Source organism: Priestia sp. FSL H7-0729 (assembly GCF_038005685.1).
In the GTDB taxonomy this organism is placed as follows: domain Bacteria; phylum Bacillota; class Bacilli; order Paenibacillales; family Paenibacillaceae; genus Paenibacillus.
Map to the genome: position 1 here is coordinate 498,571 of NZ_JBBOTQ010000002.1, position 17,564 is coordinate 516,134.

20 protein-coding genes are annotated in these 17,564 nt (G+C 43.6%); 16 read left to right on the plus strand and 4 right to left on the minus strand.

The features are described from left to right. Positions 1-22 precede the first annotated feature (22 nt). The 6 genes from MHH93_RS08735 to MHH93_RS08760 all read left to right on the plus strand — a co-directional run bounded on the left by MHH93_RS08735 (position 23) and on the right by MHH93_RS08760 (position 5,031). Entirely contained in the window at positions 23-160 is a 138-nt protein-coding gene (locus tag MHH93_RS08735) for a paeninodin family lasso peptide (RefSeq protein WP_278296013.1), read from the plus strand. Between the two features lie 137 nt (positions 161-297). Beyond that, positions 298-1,245, plus strand: coding sequence for an aldolase (locus MHH93_RS08740; RefSeq protein ID WP_500053703.1), 948 nt, complete (start codon positions 298-300; stop codon positions 1,243-1,245). After that, positions 1,242-1,541 (plus strand): lasso peptide biosynthesis PqqD family chaperone, encoded by a 300-nt coding sequence (locus MHH93_RS08745; RefSeq protein ID WP_500053704.1) that lies wholly within the window; start codon positions 1,242-1,244, stop codon positions 1,539-1,541. Before MHH93_RS08740 ends, MHH93_RS08745 begins: the two co-directional genes overlap by 4 nt. Positions 1,542-1,545: 4 nt before the next feature. Next, on the plus strand, positions 1,546-2,028 hold the full coding sequence (locus tag MHH93_RS08750; RefSeq protein WP_500053770.1) for a lasso peptide biosynthesis B2 protein: 483 nt from the start codon (positions 1,546-1,548) through the stop codon (positions 2,026-2,028). A 52-nt stretch (positions 2,029-2,080) separates the two neighbouring features. After that, positions 2,081-3,214 (plus strand): nucleotidyltransferase domain-containing protein, encoded by a 1,134-nt coding sequence (locus MHH93_RS08755; RefSeq protein WP_500053771.1) that lies wholly within the window; start codon positions 2,081-2,083, stop codon positions 3,212-3,214. After that, positions 3,211-5,031 carry an ABC transporter ATP-binding protein gene (locus MHH93_RS08760; protein ID WP_500053705.1) on the plus strand — a complete coding sequence of 607 codons (1,821 nt, stop codon included), beginning with the start codon at positions 3,211-3,213 and terminating at the stop codon, positions 5,029-5,031. Before MHH93_RS08755 ends, MHH93_RS08760 begins: the two co-directional genes overlap by 4 nt. Positions 5,032-5,192: 161 nt before the next feature. Here the strand turns inward: MHH93_RS08760 and cysC are convergent, their stop codons facing one another. Then, positions 5,193-5,831, minus strand: coding sequence for an adenylyl-sulfate kinase (gene cysC, locus MHH93_RS08765; RefSeq protein WP_500053706.1), 639 nt, complete (start codon positions 5,829-5,831; stop codon positions 5,193-5,195). 205 nt (positions 5,832-6,036) lie between these two features. Between cysC and MHH93_RS08770 the strand changes: the two genes are divergently transcribed. Both MHH93_RS08770 and pdaA read left to right on the plus strand, forming a co-directional pair. Then, entirely contained in the window at positions 6,037-6,447 is a 411-nt protein-coding gene (locus MHH93_RS08770) for a hypothetical protein (protein WP_500053707.1), read from the plus strand. 96 nt (positions 6,448-6,543) lie between these two features. After that, positions 6,544-7,323, plus strand: coding sequence for a delta-lactam-biosynthetic de-N-acetylase (gene pdaA / locus MHH93_RS08775; RefSeq protein WP_500053708.1), 780 nt, complete (start codon positions 6,544-6,546; stop codon positions 7,321-7,323). Positions 7,324-7,526: 203 nt separating this feature from the next. Here the strand turns inward: pdaA and MHH93_RS08780 are convergent, their stop codons facing one another. After that, a complete protein-coding gene (locus tag MHH93_RS08780) occupies positions 7,527-8,375 on the minus strand; it encodes a DegV family protein (RefSeq protein ID WP_500053709.1) in 849 nt (282 codons plus the stop codon). Between the two features lie 106 nt (positions 8,376-8,481). Further along, on the minus strand, positions 8,482-8,952 hold the full coding sequence (locus MHH93_RS08785) for a hypothetical protein (RefSeq protein WP_500053710.1): 471 nt from the start codon (positions 8,950-8,952) through the stop codon (positions 8,482-8,484). 284 nt (positions 8,953-9,236) lie between these two features. Here MHH93_RS08785 and MHH93_RS08790 point away from each other — a divergent pair, with 284 nt between their 5' ends. Continuing rightward, positions 9,237-9,623, plus strand: a complete 387-nt coding sequence (locus tag MHH93_RS08790) for a DUF423 domain-containing protein (protein WP_500053711.1) — start codon at positions 9,237-9,239, stop codon at positions 9,621-9,623. Positions 9,624-9,790: 167 nt separating this feature from the next. Here the strand turns inward: MHH93_RS08790 and MHH93_RS08795 are convergent, their stop codons facing one another. Then, positions 9,791-10,369 (minus strand): hypothetical protein, encoded by a 579-nt coding sequence (locus tag MHH93_RS08795; protein ID WP_500053712.1) that lies wholly within the window; start codon positions 10,367-10,369, stop codon positions 9,791-9,793. A 269-nt stretch (positions 10,370-10,638) separates the two neighbouring features. Here MHH93_RS08795 and MHH93_RS08800 point away from each other — a divergent pair, with 269 nt between their 5' ends. The 7 genes from MHH93_RS08800 (at position 10,639) to MHH93_RS08830 (ending at position 17,564) form a co-directional block, all read left to right on the plus strand. After that, complete coding sequence (locus MHH93_RS08800) at positions 10,639-13,359, plus strand: hypothetical protein (protein ID WP_500053713.1); 2,721 nt, start codon at positions 10,639-10,641, stop codon at positions 13,357-13,359. Beyond that, positions 13,356-14,114: a hypothetical protein gene (locus tag MHH93_RS08805; RefSeq protein WP_500053714.1), complete on the plus strand. Its 759-nt coding sequence runs from the start codon at positions 13,356-13,358 to the stop codon at positions 14,112-14,114. The genes MHH93_RS08800 and MHH93_RS08805 overlap by 4 nt, the downstream gene beginning before the upstream one ends. Before the next feature lie 146 nt (positions 14,115-14,260). After that, positions 14,261-15,022: a hypothetical protein gene (locus MHH93_RS08810; protein ID WP_500053715.1), complete on the plus strand. Its 762-nt coding sequence runs from the start codon at positions 14,261-14,263 to the stop codon at positions 15,020-15,022. A gap of 20 nt (positions 15,023-15,042) precedes the next feature. Next, the gene (locus tag MHH93_RS08815) at positions 15,043-15,585 is read left to right on the plus strand and encodes a hypothetical protein (protein ID WP_500053716.1); all 543 of its coding nucleotides are present in this window, start codon (positions 15,043-15,045) and stop codon (positions 15,583-15,585) included. Positions 15,586-15,649: 64 nt separating this feature from the next. Then, positions 15,650-16,270 (plus strand): hypothetical protein, encoded by a 621-nt coding sequence (locus tag MHH93_RS08820; protein WP_500053717.1) that lies wholly within the window; start codon positions 15,650-15,652, stop codon positions 16,268-16,270. 30 nt (positions 16,271-16,300) lie between these two features. Continuing rightward, positions 16,301-16,873, plus strand: a complete 573-nt coding sequence (locus tag MHH93_RS08825; protein WP_500053718.1) for a hypothetical protein — start codon at positions 16,301-16,303, stop codon at positions 16,871-16,873. A gap of 4 nt (positions 16,874-16,877) precedes the next feature. After that, complete coding sequence (locus tag MHH93_RS08830; RefSeq protein WP_500053719.1) at positions 16,878-17,564, plus strand: hypothetical protein; 687 nt, start codon at positions 16,878-16,880, stop codon at positions 17,562-17,564.

The window sequence follows — 17,564 nt, forward strand, 5'->3', positions numbered from 1 at the left end:
CACATGAAGGGAGGTGAATACAATGCAAAACGAAAAGAAAGAATGGCAAGCTCCAGCTCTTGAAGTGTTGGAAGTCAATCAAACGATGGCCGGTACTGGCTACAGACAAATTGACTGGGTAACCGTTCACGATGCGGATCTGTACGATCCAACTTCCTAAGTTGTTAAGTGTTATGAAGTGTCATCATACTTAAAGGGCGGAAATGGAATCAATCCAGCTTTCGCCTCCGCCCTTATATTGAGCAACATGAATATAAGGGCTTTTTTTCCATTTTATTACGAAGGAGGCGTCGTTCATTGTTGCCTGTGCATTATGTAGCGTATGGTCTGCGCTGGTCGAGCCAGATTCGAATGCCTGAACTACAGGTCGCACCCAAGAATGCGGAGGCTGATTTTGATGGAGTGGATGTACACATCGAGTCTTCAGATCTGGCGCCATTGTGGGAGTGCTGGGATGTAGGCAACGACAATTTTGTGGCGCGAGAGGGCAGCCTTTTTTTCAAAATCGAAGATACAGGTCTGTTTCTAATGGAGCAAGGAAAGCGCATTGTCGTATCCCCTATACCGGGTGCAGATGAGAAAAAGGTCAGATTATTCATCCTGGGCACATGTATGGCAGTCATTATGATGCAGCGTGGCATTCTTCCACTACATGGCAGTGCAGTGGTTATTGATGGGTGGGCTTACGCATTTGTCGGACATTCGGGAGCAGGCAAATCGACACTGTCGGCCGCACTGGCATCACGCGGATATCCGCTTCTTACCGATGATGTTGTGGCACTGACTTGGGATGCCGGGGGAAGAGCCATCGTATCACCTGGTTATCCACAACAGAAATTATGGCAGCCAAGTCTGGATGGTTTCGGCATGAAGGAACAGGATTATGCAACGGTTCACGCAGAGATTACGAAGTATGCGATCCCTGTTCAACACTATTTTCATGAGATGGCTGTACCGCTAGCTGGGATATTCGAACTTGCTCCACAACCGGAGGCAAACCATTCATCCGTTCAGCTGGTTGAAGTGACTGGGCTAGAACGATTGCATCTGTTATGCTCGCATACGTTCCGCGGTGGACTCGTTGCAAGACAGGGATTGGCACAGTGGCTGTTCGAGACGGCTTCAAGACTTTCGGCAAGTGTGGAGATTGGCAGATTGGTCAGAACGGGTGATGAGTTTACAGCATTTGCGATGGTGGATCGGATCACAGATCATATACGTAAAGGAGTGCATACAGGACAATGACAGCGACTACGCCGATGAATGTGGAAGATCGGGTTATCCGGAAGGAAGGCAACCTGGTGAGTGATATGGGCAGTGAGAAAGTCATGATGAGCATTAGCTCTGGAAAATACTATAATCTCGGGAGTACCGGTGGTCGAATCTGGGATCTGATCGAAGAAGAACGCACGCTGGGAGAAGTGGTTGAGGTACTTGCTGCGGAATATGAGATTGAGCCGGATGTGTGTCGTGAGCAGGTGGTACAGTTTCTTGAACATCTGTCCCGTGAAGATTTGATCGACGTTACTCGCGGAGTGTAGCATGATGTTGAGAAAAATAAAGGCTTATCTCTCGCTCCCGCGGTCGATGCGTCGACTGGTATGGGAGGCCTATCTCTTCCTTGGCTGGGCACGCATACAGAAGGCTATGCCATTTGCCAAAATCGCGCCAGGGCTAGGTACACCCATGGTTGAAACGCCGATGACAGGACTCGATCGCAGTGAGATCATCGCTATACGGAATATTTCCAAAGCGATTTCGATCGCCAGCAAATATACGTTATGGGAAAGCCGCTGCCTGGTGATGGCGATTGCCGGGATGAAGATGCTTGAGCGACGCAAGATAGAAAGTACGTTATATATGGGGACTGCACGGAATAAGCAAGGACATATGATGGCTCATGCCTGGCTGCGAAGTGGTAAATTGATCGTGACCGGAGCTGATACTATGGACCAATATACGGTTGTCGGCGTGTTTGGCAAACGGTGTCCGGAGAAGGGATCTGGGGAGATTGTCTATGATACATGAAAGTGAACTCTATTCGTCAGGATTTCCGAAGGAGCTTAAGCTGATTTTGAGCATGATTAGAGGTGATCTGACGGCTCTATCCCCTGAAGAACTCAAGACACAGTTGAAGGGAACGGATTGGCAACTCTTTCTGCGGCTGGTCTATCATCACCGCTTATACTCTGTACTTTACGTGAAAATGAAAGAATTGAACTCGGTGATCATTCCTGCCGATGTTATGGAGAGTCTGAGACAACAATATACGGCCAATACGTTTCGCATGTTACATCTGACAGCTGAGATGGAGCAGGTGTGCGGAGCTTTTCGTGAACGCGGCATCCGCAATATTACACTAAAGGGACCGGCGCTCGCACATGATCTCTATGGTGATGTATCGATGCGTACCTCCAAAGACCTGGATATTCTGATTCCATTCGATGATGTGGAAGCGGCTGAAGGTATTCTTGCCACCCTAGGTTACGTATCCAAGGAAGAGGAGCGCACGCATACGGTTCGTAGTTGGAAATGGCGGGAACATCATATCTGTTACACCCATCCGGTCAAGAAGACTCAAGTGGAGATTCATTGGCGGCTTAACCCGGATTCGGGCAAAGAAACGGATTTCGAATTGCTGTGGAAACGCAGCCGGTTTAGCTCATACACACAGACTCCTGTCCGCATGCTCGAACAAGAAGATCTGTGGGCTTATCTGGTAACTCATGGAGCGCGGCATGGATGGTTCAGACTACGCTGGTTGCTGGATATCGACCAGATGATTCGCAGCATGCCACTTGATGTGAAGAAAATAGAACGGCGTCTGAAAGCGGAAGGACGGTTATTGATCGGTTCGCAAGCGCTCTGCTTGGCCTCGGATTTATTTAACACACCGCTGGATGCAGCGTACAGGTCCTTGATGTCCTTGAGTGATCGTACAGGTAAACGATTAGCCAGTGAAGGCGCACTGTTCATGAATGACATGCTGGAAAGTCCAGCTGATATGAAAAATTATCAATCGTATCTGTTTAAACTTCGAAGTACGAAGCAGAAATGGTTCTTCTTTATTGAACGCTTGTATCCAAGTACATGGGATGTGGATCAATTCCCGCTTCCTCGTTCGTTGTTTTTTCTATACTTTCCGTTGCGTCCGTTTCTCTGGTTCTGGCGGCGAATTAAAAGGTATACGGTGACGGAAAGGGGTAAAGTATGATCTCGGAATTGAAGTACTTCATGCGAAAGCTGCACCATGTCACGGGGCCCATTCTATATTGGAATCTGCTAGGAATGATCTGTATCAGTCTCATGGAGGGGATCGGCATCTACATGCTTGTTCCGATGCTGAGTCTGATTGGCATATTTGAGATGGGCTCCACAGGCTTAAACATCCCCTGGCTTGGCGAAGGGTTGAATCGTTTTTCTGAAAATAGCCAATTGTTACTCGTACTGTTCACCTTTGTGTTGATTGTCTACGGACAGGCCTGGATGCAGCGTCTCCAGACGATCCGTAATACGCGAATCCAGCAGCAATTTGTACGAACGCTGCGCATGGAAACCTATGGTGCCATTATCATGGCGCAATGGTCATTTTTTCTCCAAAAACGAAAATCCGATTTTAACCATATATTAACGACTGAGCTTGCACGTGTGAGCCAAGGCACGAGCATTGTGCTGCAAATGACAGCCTCCCTGATCTTTACGGGGATACAGATTGGTCTAGCTTTCTGGTTGTCTGCCAAATTGACAGCACTAGTGCTGGTCTGTGGATTGTTATTATTTATTGTCTTGAGAAAATTCGTCAAGCGGGCCAAGCAGATCGGAGACCAAACCTCTGAATTCTCGCAAAGTTATTATAATGGTATTACCGAGCATTTCAACGGCATTAAGGATATCAAGAGCAACATGCTTGAGCGTTCACATATAAGCTGGTTCGAGCGCATGTGCAGACAGATTGAACGCAATGTCATTCAGTTTAGCCAATTAAACAGTGGAACACAACTTATTCATCGGATGTCTGCGGCGATCATTATTGCGGCATTTATCTATCTTTCTCTCCGTGTCATGACGGTGCCTCCTGCAAGTCTGCTGCTCATCATCCTTATCTTTTCCCGTTTATGGCCAAGGTTTACAGCGATTCAGTCCAATCTGGAGTACATCAGTTCCATGTTGCCTGCGTTTCGTGTGGTAAGAGAACTGCAAGCGCAGACGGCGAAGAGTCGTGAGATTAGTGAAGAAGTTGCTTCAGCTGGAGAGACTGGGTCTCATGTGATTCAACCAATGATACTTCAGGAATCGATTACATGTGAGGATGTCTGCTATCGATATGAGGGAAGTGATATGTACTCGTTGAAGAATGTGCATGCTTCGATTCCCGCAAGGGGCATGACCGCGATTGTAGGTAAATCCGGAGCAGGCAAGAGCACACTAATAGATCTGATTATGGGCCTTGTAAGGCCAGAGAGCGGTCGTATTCTGATTGACGGTGTTCCTCTGTCAGAAGAACGCTTATTAAGCTGGAGAAGTTCTATCGGATATGTCTCCCAGGACCCCTTCTTGTTTCATACCAGTATTCGTGAGAATCTGCGTCTTGTTGATCCCAATGCAAGTGAAGAACAGATGTGGCAGGCTCTGCAGTTTTCCTCCTCTGCGGCTTTTGTTCGGAAGCTGCCTCAGGGTCTGGATACGATTATTGGTGATCGGGGTATCCGTCTATCCGGGGGCGAACGTCAGCGATTGGTGCTTGCCCGGGCCATGCTTCGGAATCCTTCGGTACTGGTACTGGATGAAGCAACAAGTGCGCTCGACAGTGAGAATGAACAGTACATTCATGAGGCGCTGGAACGGCTAAAAGGACATGTGACCATTATCGTGATTGCACACCGATTGTCTACGATCCGGACAGCAGATCGTGTCATTGTGCTCGATGAAGGTCGGGTAATTCAAGAGGGAGGGTACCAGCAGTTATCTACTGATCCGGTAGGGACGTTCAGCAAACTTCTGAATATGCAAGCGGGTGTTGTAGGGCAGTAAGTAAGTAGACATCAAAAAACGTTCAAGCGGGAGGATAGAGTAGTTGTATCTTCTTCTGTTTGTTCGTTTATCGCTGGTATAACTAGCCATGGTATCACGTAAAGAGGCGCGCCACTATGGGCGCGCCTTTCATGTAAAGTAGTTAGTATAATGAATTAGGATTAATGAGCGAGTGCTGTATTTGAAGGAATCGGAAGCTGGAGAGCACCGATCTGTTCCAAATGTTGTACGATCTCTAGCACGGCTTCCTCAATGGATGATTGCTCTGTATCAATGATGAATGAAGGAGATTTTGGTACATCATAGGGAGCGGAAATGCCTGTGAAATGCGGGATATCACCGTTGCGTGCTTTTTTGTATAGCCCCTTGGGATCACGACGCTCACATTCTTGAATTGAACAGCGCACATAGATTTCAATAAAATCATCCGGTTCAAATAACTGTCTAACCATCTCCCGATCCTGTTCATGAGGAGAGATAAAAGCCGAAAGGACAAACAACCCGGCATCTACCATTAACTTCGATACTTCACCAATTCGCCGCAGATTTTCTTGACGATCCCCTGCTGTAAAACCGAGATCACGGTTCAGTCCATGACGTACATTATCTCCGTCTAACACATAACAGCGTACGCCTTGGTCGTAGAGGTACTTCTCCAGGGCAAATGCAAGGGATGACTTTCCTGCGCCTGATAATCCGGTAAACCATATGGCACGACTGTGGTGCCCATTATGTTTCTCCCGATCTTGTCTGTTGATGCTGGATGATTGCCAGGTTATATTGCGCTCTTCCTTTGACATGAGTATCCCGCCTTTTCCCTACCATGATATGTATAATATTTTAACATATTTACAAGATTATAGCACCTTACGGATTTCTACGAAATAAGCGTGAATCGACAAAATATCGGGTATAGATGTAGTACATACATAAGCATTATGCATATAAGCAAGGCGTATTTTGCATTGAATGATGTAAATGCCACATCGCAGGAGGAACAATATTATGAACGATAACCTAAAAAACATACAAGTGGGATTTAAATGCCCGGATTGCCAGCAGGATGTCCGAGCGGAGTTTATAGATGAACAGGTTAGCACGGTTCGTTGTCAAGGTTGTGACAGAGCGTATACACTCTTGAAACCAACCATTGGTGATGAAATTCTACTGGATTGGGAACAGGAGGCTTTGTATCACAAGCTGAGAGCAGATCGGTCTGAACTGGATAATCACAATATGTCCGCCTTGATAATCAAAGTAATCGAGCTGTTGACATGGCGTGATCGGGGAGATGGACAGACTCGTGCCATACAGACCGTGAGGGAATGGCTTGCTTCGAGTGGCAAACCCCAGACCTTGCTTGAATTGTTCCATCAATCTCCGCCGCAACCTGAAAATAAACGTTTTGATCGTTGAGGATTTACATACATTAACTGTTCCTGTGGCATATTACCTGAAGGTGTTCGTGTGTGCAAACGACTAACCGAATTTTCAGGAACAGGAGCGGATAGAATGAAGCGAATGATTCTATATATACTGTTGGCACTGTTATCCATCAGTATGGTACCGGCACAGGCTGAAGCATCACCGGTTACCGGAGCGTATCACTTTGGCTTCAAAAAAAGTCAAAACGGTCAGCTGCCCTCCATTGATCAGGAAGGTTTTAAATCGATTTTACAACATAACGATGCCATTTTCCTGGGGGATACAAAGCAAAAGGAATTGTATCTCACGTTTGATAACGGGTATGAGAATGGATTCACGCCTGCCATACTGGATGTTTTGCGTACCAAGAAGGTGCCAGCTGCTTTCTTTGTGACAGGTCATTATCTGAAAGATCAGCCTGAGCTGGTTAAACGCATGGCGGCTGAAGGTCATATTGTCGGTAATCATTCATGGAGTCATCCGGATATGACCCGCATCTCCAATGAAAAGCTCAGAGTGGAACTGGAGAAGGTCAAGTCGGAGGTGAATCGGCTGACAGGTCAACAAGCCACCTTTTTACGCCCACCACGTGGGATTTTTAACAATCGTACGCTTGCTGAGAGTCATGCTCAGGGTTATGTGAATGTGTTCTGGTCAGTTGCCTACAAGGACTGGGATACCAATGTGCAACGTGGTGCACAATATGCACATCAACAGGTGCTGAAACAACTCCATCCAGGCGCTGTCATTTTGCTTCACTCCGTATCCAAAGATAACACGGAAGCACTCGGCTCCATTATCGATGAGGCACGCAAGCAAGGATACGTGTTTAAAAGTCTGGATGATTTGCGGACCAAAAGTTATTGATTCACGTCACATAAAGAACAATGGGTCAGATGTAGGTCATTCTAAAGTGTAGCAAAATATTAAAGGGCATCCTGAGCGATTAAGCTCGGAATGCCCTTTTTGGTTGTATCGTATATATCGTATGCCAGTCCAAGTACTGGATGTAACCACGTACAGATCCAGAAGAAAGGAGGGGGTCATACGATACGATGTTGTGTGTAATACTATAAAACCGTGTTATAGATGATTCCAATCGTTTTCGGGCCGCAATGACTGCATACAACACATCCAGCAGTGGTCAATTCAACTCGGGCACCCGTCTGCTCTTGTAAAGACTTCTTCAAGTCCAGCGCATCCTCTTCAGCCATGGTATGCACCACAATCAAAAGGTCGGGATCAATCTGATCCTTCTGACTGAGTGTATTATTCAGCATTTGCTCCAGAGCTTTCTCCCGTTTCCCGCGGACTTTATAGGCAGGTGCCATCTTACCATCCGTTACCCGGATGACCGGACGGATCTTGAGCAGGCTGCCAATCAGGTTCTGCATGCCCGAGCAGCGTCCACCTTTATGCAGATACTCCAGTGTATCGATGACAAACTCGGTGCGTACATTTGGTTTCATCGCCTCAATCAGGTGTGTAATCTGATTGAGCGTCTGCCCCTTTTCGGCTGCATACACAGCTTTCATCACCATAAGAGCAATTCCTGATGAAAGATTTTTTGAGTCGATGACGGAAATGCGACCTTCCGGAAATTCGGAACTTGCAAGTCGTGCATTTTGGTAAGTAGAAGAAAGTTCAGAGGATAAACTGATATATAAAATTTCATCCCCTTGGTCTATGTAAGGTTGAAATGCCGTCATGAAATCAGCGGGGGAAGGTGCAGCTGTTTTGGGAAGACGCCCATCATGGCTAACACGTTCATATAGCTGCTCTGGCTTAATCTCAGCACCGTCTTTCAATGATTCCTCACCAAACACCACATATAAGGGGATGATGCCGATATCGTGCTGCTGGATCCATTCTGGAGCCAGATCACTTGTGCTGTCCGCAAAAATTTTGATTCGTGACATGTCAATCTCCTTTGAAAACAATGATTTTTAGAAGAAAATATAAATTATACTTATGTGCAGACCCATTCATTTTAATTATAAGGAAACATGACGCTGATGCAAACCGTTACATCAGCGTCATGCCTACCAAAATAAGTGCAACGAATAACAGAAGCATGATTCCATTTAATATGGTCCCGATTATGGCAAAAACTTTTTTTCGATTCTTGAGGACAAGACCAATAATTCCGAGAATGCCTCCAGCCAGATTGAGAATCAGGCCGACCAGAATGGCTAATGAAGCCAGAATCACTGCTGGATGCAAGGCAATCTCTTCTGCCTGTATCGGGGTGAGAACTCCGATGGACTCGTTGATAGCCATGGTGGCAATAAAGAATATCAGAATGTAACCCAAGATGGCAACCAATCCAATAACAAAACTGGCGATTCCAGGTCCGGAATGTTTCACTGGTACAATCGGATGCCTCTCATGATCTGAAGGGTATGCATCATAGCTGTTGTTATTGTATGGATCTGCATGGCCAGGGTTCTGATCCGTGTTGTTATAACCTGAATTATAGGAATCGCGATTATCCATAATTGTGACTTGCCTCCCTTAAACATCTTATGAGTGTTATTAACCTAATCGAAGAGTAATGATCATCTCTTAAATACAACGATTACATACCTGTTTACTTTTCCATAAATACCGATAAAAATCAAGGATTTACGCTTGTTTTCAACAATTTATAGGGTAAAGGTACGTGGGTTAAGTACAAACAGACATATGATCTTGGAAGCTTCGCCCCGACTGGTAAAGGAGGAGTGGATTCGCTACAATAATAGGAGTGAAGTGCAGTTGAAATAAGGGAGAGAACTTACATGCAACGAAGATGGATGATGCTTGGAGCAGTAATGACCATGCTATCGGTGGCGATCGGCGCGTTTGGTGCTCACATGCTCAAGGATACGATTGGGCCAGCGGCCATAGCTACATATGAGACGGGTGTTCAATATCACATGATTCATGCACTGGGCTTGCTCATTATCGGTTTGACGGCTGGTCAGCTTGGGGCATCGACGAAACTTAAGTGGGCAGCAGGGTTGTTGTTTATCGGAATTATCGTGTTTTCGGGTAGTTTATATGTGCTTAGTATTTCTGGTATTAAGATTCTGGGTGCAATTACACCAATTGGTGGGGTAGCCTTCATTGCCGGATGGTTGTTATTGGCATTCGATGTGTGGCAACGAGGTAAGGATCGCTCCTGATTAGGCATAGAGTCACTTTGTTCCCAATCAGGATATATGAAGATAACGTTATATCGTGATTCGTAATCATGAACTAAAAAAGCAACTTGCGTGAGAATTTTATGTAAATTCCCCACACAAGTTGCTTTTTTTTGCTTTTTAAAGGATTTGGATTACTTAAACTCAGGCTACAGAAACTCATCAATTTCATTAGTTCGGAACGTATATACTTGTTTTTCATCTACATGGTAGATGCTCACCACGCTGGTATCCCGATCAAAATTTAAAATACGGCAAGGAATGCTCTGATGTTTACCGTTCTTGTTATTCACAACAATCCGGGTTAGTCGATTTTCTTTAATAAGCGTGTCAATCCATGCATCAAACGAGTTTCCATCGGAAACATTGGATGTTTGGGAAGAGGCTTTTTTCTCACTAGCAGGTGTCTCTTGCTTGTTCTGTGTTTTGGCTGGAGCAGGTGAGGTAGGTGTCTGAGTTGCAGTGGACGCCTTCTGTGCTGCGCTCACTTGTGATTTTTTACGTTCATTGTGAAGTGTGACGAAAGAGTCCTTCTTGGACTGGAGTGTCGCTTCAATAATTTTGCCTAGCTCTATGCCGGATTGAATCCGAAAGTCCGCAATTTGTTCCTCTTTGTTTATGAACTCCAACAGGGACTGCAGTGCCAATGCATTTGAGCGGCTCTTAATAAGTATATCGACATTAAATAAAAAGCCGATTTCCTCTTGATTGGATAAGGTTTCTTTCATTCATCCCAGCCCCGTTAAAAGATATGTCAGCTTAAAAAAACGCTTCAATCCACTATATCATTAAAAATGAAATTATCATAGTGCTAGAGGCGCATAAATATGCAGATTCGAAATGAATCAACTCCCGAAGTGCCCCTTAATTTCTCCCCATAATAGAACAAATATTCTTCCTTTTTCATCCGCTGATCAACCTCTTTGCCTGCGTCAGTCGTGCGGGTCTAATCTATAATTTATTTAATCAGGACAGGAAGCAACAGGGGGAATCGGGAATGGGCAATGCATATCAGGATCGATTGAGATACGTTTATAAAATTACATCTTCCAGAATTAGAAAAGCGAATTATGATCTGCATCTTACTTATCAAGAAGCAACCGTAAATGGAGAAATGGCATCTATTGGAAATCATCAAGTATTTCGTTTTATAGATCGTATTCGAGGCTACAGGGAGAGGGAAGAAGATCTGGCTAGAATCAAGCTGGAGATCCAACAATTAAAGGCCTTGAAAACCAATGCTGAACATAAAAGAACAATGAAAAAACTGCATGAAGAACTGAATAATCTGAAATTTGCCGAGGATTATTTGTTGGTAGTCATTGAAAATAATAAAGACTATGACCGACTGAATTCATCAAAAGCCTTCTCTATCAACGGCAAGAAATACAAGCGTCTATTGGCTACTACGGGTGGAGCCAAAAGTTCGACGGTCATCTATGTGAGTGAAGATATTCATTCGCTTTTGGAGAAAAGATTGAATAACGGCAGAGATCCAAATAAGGAGTTGGTTCCTGCAAAACTGGAGGCATACAAGGCCTTGGCTTGTAGTACTAGTACACCTGTGTCACATCCCGAACTTGTATTGGTTGTTCAAGATTGCATAACCGAATTTGGTGCAAACATCATTCAGATTGATGACACCGAGACCGAGTACCCTCGCATTGAGAGTAGGGAAAATGAGCTTATTCAGATGAATATGAGTGACGGATTCGGTCTTATCTCTCCTTCACTTAGTGAACGATGGGCATCCGAACTGGGACATGCATATATCCCGAGTGGATTTTGTATACGTAATAGCTTCTGTAAAGGGATGGTATTTACATTTAATTATCACGAATTTGCAGATCAAGTTGCAGGCAAGTATATGGTGCATGATGCCTGGGGTAACCCTGTGGATATTCGAGAAGTAGACTTAATTCTGACAACGTCCATGCTCAAACTATGGAGCTCGTATAACAGTATTGACGATTACCTGTTATGTTGCGGGTATTATGGCTACACATTCAGTGTAACGAAGGTTACACCGGAAGAATTGGAGGACGAGCGTCATTTAAACTACCAGTTCATTCAATCGCTTCAATTGGATGATAAAGAGATTGGTGAACTCATTCGTCCCACAATTGACTCGATTACAGATGTGCTGGGTGAGGACCACCGCAAAGCACTGTTATTTCTCAAAGGGATTCATATTCATGAGAATGATTACAGAAATAGTCCGGATGATTATATTAAAGGGCTGATGGCAGACCCACGACTTATAGATGATCCTTTTGTACGGAGCAAAATCCATACCTTAATACGCAAACAAATGAATGAAGCAAAGATCGGTGTGCTGAGAGTCAAAGGCAATTTTAGCATTATATCTGGCGATCCCTATACATTGTGTCAGAGCATATTTGGTATGCCTTTAACTGGACTGCTGAGTTCAGGTGAGTTTTACTCCAGCTATTGGAATGAGCGTCATGTTAATAGCGTGGCTTGCTTCAGAGCTCCAATGACTTGTCATAACAATATCAAGGTACTTCGTTTCAAGAATACGGATGAAATGCAGCATTGGTATCGCTATATGAAGACGGTCACGATCTTAAATTCATGGGATACGACAACGCATTCTCTGAATGGTGCAGATATGGATAGTGATCAGATCTTAACTACGGATAACAAAACGATTCTTGGGGCAATTCAGGAGTTAGATGCGATTGTGTGTGTACAAAAAACCTCTGCCAAAAAAATTCCGTATGAAAAGGATCTGATTCAGGCCAACAAAGACAGCTTCGGTGACCTGATCGGTTTCACAACGAACAAAATCACATCCATGTTCGATGTATTAGCCAACTATGAGGAGCATAGTGCAGAATATCAGGAAATGATGTATCGAATTCAGTGTGGGCAGCATTATCAGCAAAATGCCATTGACCAGGCCAAAGGGATTGAATGTAAAAAGATGCCGAAGCACTGGTATGATATTCGCGCTGCGGTAACGGACGAGTCTGCCTTGAAAATGGTAGCACACAAGAAGCCTTATTTTTTCATATACAATGACCCGGAGCAGAAAAAAGAATATACCACCTATGTAGAAAAAACGAGTCAGAAGTGTTTGCAGTTATTTGGCTTGACTATTGATGAATTGTATTCAAAGAAGGAGCTATCACCGAATCAGGAACTGTTCCTGGCACAGTATGAAGAGAGAATGCCTGTATCCAAGGCACCTTCTGTGATGAACCGATTATGCCATCAAGTGGAAGACGAGTTCAACAAGTTGAAGTTAAAACAGACCGCAAGGCTGTTTGATCATACGATATTGATGAGTACCAAAAAATACTCTCAAGTTCGTTATAAAGAGATTCAACGCTTGTATCAAATGCATAACGAAGAGTTACGTAGCTATATGACCAATCTGCGTAAGAGCAAGGTGAAAAAGGAAGAAAGATCAGCCCGATGGCAGTTGTTTGTTTCACGCTTTAAGGAGCAGGCGCTGGAGATCTGCAATAACGAAGAAGATTTGTGCAATATGATTGTGGACATGTGTTATCGAAATACGGAGAAATCAAAGCAATTTGTATGGGATGTGTCGGGAGATCAGATTATTCGGAATCTTTTGCTTCGCAATGATCACATCATCCATTATCCGGTTAGAGACCCGGACGGCGATATTGAATATGCCGGGAGAACCTTTAAAATGACCCAAATGCATGTGAAGGAGCAGCGCCCTTGAAAATCATTCTGAATGAACGTCATCATGCCGAGCAGGCCATCGCACATGGGATCATGGATAAGAAGCCAACCAAAACGTTGATTTGTTTAGCTAAATATGGGCTTGAACAGGGGAAGAACGCCGAACATACGTACATGTTATTAAATCAGTTCATGACACAATACTACCCAGACTACAATGCTGTCCAGTGGGATACATTCCTCAATCGGATCATTAAGCAGTCACAGAAGTATATCAAGATAAGGGAGGTTGCCAACCAGAGCACCCTACTCGAAATTGATCATGTAACTGTAACACTCGAAGAACTTCAAAAGATCAAACAACTTAAAAGTAAACGACTTGAGAAATTGGCCTTTGTTTTACTGGTCTATAGTAAGATCAACAATCAAATCAATGAAAATGATACGTATTGGATTAATAATCAATGGAAAGAGATCTATGGTGATACCCAAATGGCGGTAAGCAAAAAAGATCAGGGGTTATTGGTGCACAAACTTATTCAGTTAGGGTATCTCAAAGAAAGTAAACGCGTCGATTCAACGAATGTACAGGTTTTGTTCGCTGCGGAGCATGGTGAGGTTGCCTTCCAGTTAGTTCGCTTCGATGATTTTGTGTTGGAGTACTCTCGCTGGAAAGGAGAAAATATTAAAAATTGTACCGTATGCGGAAAACGGATGCTGGCAAAATCGAACCGAATGAAATACTGCAAGGAGTGCAAAAAAGCTGGCATTAGTCCAATTAGAAAACTTCTCTAAAGCTAGACACAGCAATGCTTCGCATGGTTGTTCAAGAATTTCTTTAATGATAAGCCAGAGACAGGTTTCCTAGTTATGGGGGAGGTATCAACTTTGAAACCGTCTTATAAAGAAGATATGCTACATAACGCTTAGGTAGGTGAATTATGTCAAATGGGATAACTTTAGCACATGTAGAGTCTTTAATTAGAGAAGCGGTGAAACATAGCGGTCCTGGACAGCCTGGAGATCCTGGGGAAACCGAACTCGCCATCAAACGTGCACTGGAGGCTGCTGGCGAAGCCTTACAGGCTGCCGGAAAAGCAAAAGAGGCTTATCAGACGACTCGACTTGTGTATCAGAGTCCAGTTGCTGATTTTGAGGAGTTACGTATGCAGTACCCTTCTCCTGAAATAGGCTGGACAGTACAGACGTATAAGGATGGTAAGAGATATCGTTATGATGGTAAGACATGGGTTGAGATTGATGTATTTGGTCAAAACCTTCAGGTGGTTAATTCCGATGTGGATGGGCTCATGAGTACAGCTGAACATCTCAAATTAAATGAAATTCCGCTGGAAGTACAGGATCGCGTTATGGTCTTTTGCAAAGAATCTCGGGTGTATTCGGAAGTACTGGGAGTTTTAGCCCCCTTTCCATTCGATGGCGAGATTTTACATGTAAAAGGCTACTGTGGAGTTTCTGGAGATACCGCAACTGAAATAAGGATTGAACGATCCAAGGATCTCATTCACTGGCAGGATGTGATGGGAAGTCCACTGAAGTTTGAGGCACTTCAACATCAAGATGACGGTGAGGCTACATTTGAGATGAAAAAAGTGGAGGCTGGAGATATCTTCAGAATCAACATCATCGAAGCAGGTTCAAATATACAACATCTTACAATTCAATTAACAATCAGAACATAAATCAAAGGAGATGGATTATAATGACACAACCGATTATTTCATGGATGGATGCTACACATAGTAATGAGATTAGTGCACCGTTCGACTACAAGGTTATTGATGCAGATAGCAAAAGTGATATTTTTATTTTCAATGTATGGAACAATAAGAACGGTGCTTCGGACGTATCTAAAATGGAAGATTGCACGATTACAACGCGAGATATGACTGGTGGTACTGGTGACACAGAGGCTCATGATGTAGAAGTGGTGAAGAATAACTGGTTCCACGTTCAGGTTGACTCCTTGGGGGAGACAGACCTGGAAGAAGAAAGTTCTCGTATTGGCAAGGATTTCTCCAAACCCATCGGAACAACAGGCAAGACAACTAAAGACCATACAGGAACCGCTTATGCAGCACCATTTGCACCCGGGCCGAAAGAAATCTTGGGCGTGAGTAATAATGGAAATCCTCAAGATGCGGCCGGTAACTATGTGACCCTATCCATTCAATGTGTAGTACCGCTGAATGCGAAAAGTGGCAAGCAACAGTTCAAGAAACGTATCTCCTATCGTTACGTGTAAAAAAGAAACAATGATGTGGACAGGCTATTGCAGCCTGTCCTTTTTATTAAAAGGGGGAAATCCTGTGATTCTAGGTAATACACAATTTACGCGCTCACCTGTATCTCAAGCTTATGTATGGATTGCAGATTATTATGATGGAACTTATTTAAGCGAATTTGATTTGCAAACACATCAATCAAACAGTTTTTATAATATTAACAAGGAAAAGTTGGTCTCTTTTGGATTGATCGGGCAAGGATCTCACGTGTATCACAATGTTGCCAACGGTGTGTTTCATATCAATGCGGATCGGTACTCTGTATCTTACGTATGTGAAGAGCAAGAATACCCGCTAACGGGCAGGACCTTTTTATACAATGACATCATTCAATTCAAGAATGTTACTTCAGATGTGAACATGAGTGGGCACTCAGGTCCTGGGAGTTCAGGGGCTTTCAATAATACGATTGAATGTTTTAACTTCGGATACAAAAAAACAATGAATTTGAATGATGTGCAGATTAACTTTCAATGTGTGTGTTCCCTGCCGCTGAGCGGAAATGCTTTTCTCCAAATTAAAATCACCTCAGACCAGAATCTTCCAGGGGAATTGGTTATTCGTAAAAATGGCTTTGTCATAGATCAAATTGTAGCCCCGTTAAAGGCAAATCATGCTGGAATCATAAACTGGGACATTCGTTGAGATTTTTGATATGAGATAGGTGGTGGGAATATGGCGATTCAAGAAATTGCACTGGAGATAGATGTATCAGTTGGTGATTTTCAAGATACGGTAGTTGAGGATCAAAAGTTGAAATTAAGAGAGTTGAGCCAAGATGCGGACGGAAATTCAATCTATCCAGCTAATGGGTCTTGGGAGTCCACTCCTATCCGGATTCAGGATAAGATCGCATCATTTAAAGGTGTGGCTGCAAAGGTAGATGTAGTAGGGGGAGCATCATACAAAATCTACTGGACTACATCTGAGGATGGCTTTGAGTGGGGGGCGTATGAGGAAATCATAGCAGATGTGACTGGTCCTAAATCTCCAGCAAAGTATGCCAAGGTGAAAATTGAGATTTTTGCAGAAAAGAAATATTCGAACTTTTACATAGACGATTTTAACCAGAAGGATAAATACAGTAATCCTTTTATTGAAAGTGATTCTGGTTCACTAGGCTTAAAGAAAATATATCAATTGAACATGGAACGAGTAGCGGATACTCCAACAGGGAGAGTGCTACGTCAAAAGGTTGAAAAATCTAAATTTAAGAAAGTAGATAGAATAAGAGTGAGTAAGGGGTGATTTTATGGCAGTTCCAGCGACTACAGGGCAGTTGAGATCGAATATAAGTGATATGGAGATTGGCGACTATATTGTATGGAGATATGATTCTTCTGGAGAGCAATGTATAGATGGCACTCTAGGAATAAACGAAATACCTGTAAATGGGTTGGTGGGTACTACAAGTTTAAACAACTACTACTGGTACGCTATTAAAGTAGATAAAGGTCTTTTAATCTCTGATCGCATTAGACATCATACTGTCACTTGGGATTCAATGAATGCAAATAAGATTATCGAAGGGTTGCCAAAAACCTTTGGTGGTGTCTCAGGTGTTGTACGCAGTATATCTGGTGGAGTAGGATATGCAGACAAGGATGGAAAACTGAGTATGAAGGAATTAGGATTAGGAGCATTCCCCAATAATAATGAATATGACAAATATATTATGAAGTCCAATTTAGGTGGCAAGGCTACACCTAATGACGATAATGTTTGGCATCACCATAATGTGTTTTGTTGGGCAAAGGAAACGCCTGTTCTTGGTTCATGGACTACGAACAAAGGGACAACCTTAACAGCGAATTCAACAAGCAGAATAGTGCGAGGGTTTGAGAAACGAGATGACAATAGAGGTGTTGCTTTTACAGGAAGCGCAGCATCTCAGAATTATATAGGTTTTCGTCCAGTATTTGAATACAGGGAGGTGTAA

What these genes read in the sequence shown, in the direction of transcription:
- MHH93_RS08735 (WP_278296013.1), top strand. Translation starts at nt 23, where the DNA reads ATGCAAAACGAAAAGAAAGAATGGCAAGCTCCAGCTCTTGAAGTGTTG.
- MHH93_RS08745 (WP_500053704.1), top strand. Translation starts at nt 1,242, where the DNA reads ATGACAGCGACTACGCCGATGAATGTGGAAGATCGGGTTATCCGGAAG.
- MHH93_RS08750 (WP_500053770.1), top strand. Translation starts at nt 1,546, where the DNA reads ATGTTGAGAAAAATAAAGGCTTATCTCTCGCTCCCGCGGTCGATGCGT.
- MHH93_RS08755 (WP_500053771.1), top strand. Translation starts at nt 2,081, where the DNA reads ATGATTAGAGGTGATCTGACGGCTCTATCCCCTGAAGAACTCAAGACA.
- MHH93_RS08760 (WP_500053705.1), top strand. Translation starts at nt 3,211, where the DNA reads ATGATCTCGGAATTGAAGTACTTCATGCGAAAGCTGCACCATGTCACG.
- cysC (WP_500053706.1), bottom strand. Translation starts at nt 5,831, where the DNA reads ATGTCAAAGGAAGAGCGCAATATAACCTGGCAATCATCCAGCATCAAC.
- MHH93_RS08770 (WP_500053707.1), top strand. Translation starts at nt 6,037, where the DNA reads ATGAACGATAACCTAAAAAACATACAAGTGGGATTTAAATGCCCGGAT.
- pdaA (WP_500053708.1), top strand. Translation starts at nt 6,544, where the DNA reads ATGAAGCGAATGATTCTATATATACTGTTGGCACTGTTATCCATCAGT.
- MHH93_RS08780 (WP_500053709.1), bottom strand. Translation starts at nt 8,375, where the DNA reads ATGTCACGAATCAAAATTTTTGCGGACAGCACAAGTGATCTGGCTCCA.
- MHH93_RS08785 (WP_500053710.1), bottom strand. Translation starts at nt 8,952, where the DNA reads ATGGATAATCGCGATTCCTATAATTCAGGTTATAACAACACGGATCAG.
- MHH93_RS08790 (WP_500053711.1), top strand. Translation starts at nt 9,237, where the DNA reads ATGCAACGAAGATGGATGATGCTTGGAGCAGTAATGACCATGCTATCG.
- MHH93_RS08795 (WP_500053712.1), bottom strand. Translation starts at nt 10,369, where the DNA reads ATGAAAGAAACCTTATCCAATCAAGAGGAAATCGGCTTTTTATTTAAT.
- MHH93_RS08800 (WP_500053713.1), top strand. Translation starts at nt 10,639, where the DNA reads ATGGGCAATGCATATCAGGATCGATTGAGATACGTTTATAAAATTACA.
- MHH93_RS08810 (WP_500053715.1), top strand. Translation starts at nt 14,261, where the DNA reads ATGTCAAATGGGATAACTTTAGCACATGTAGAGTCTTTAATTAGAGAA.
- MHH93_RS08815 (WP_500053716.1), top strand. Translation starts at nt 15,043, where the DNA reads ATGACACAACCGATTATTTCATGGATGGATGCTACACATAGTAATGAG.
- MHH93_RS08825 (WP_500053718.1), top strand. Translation starts at nt 16,301, where the DNA reads ATGGCGATTCAAGAAATTGCACTGGAGATAGATGTATCAGTTGGTGAT.
- MHH93_RS08830 (WP_500053719.1), top strand. Translation starts at nt 16,878, where the DNA reads ATGGCAGTTCCAGCGACTACAGGGCAGTTGAGATCGAATATAAGTGAT.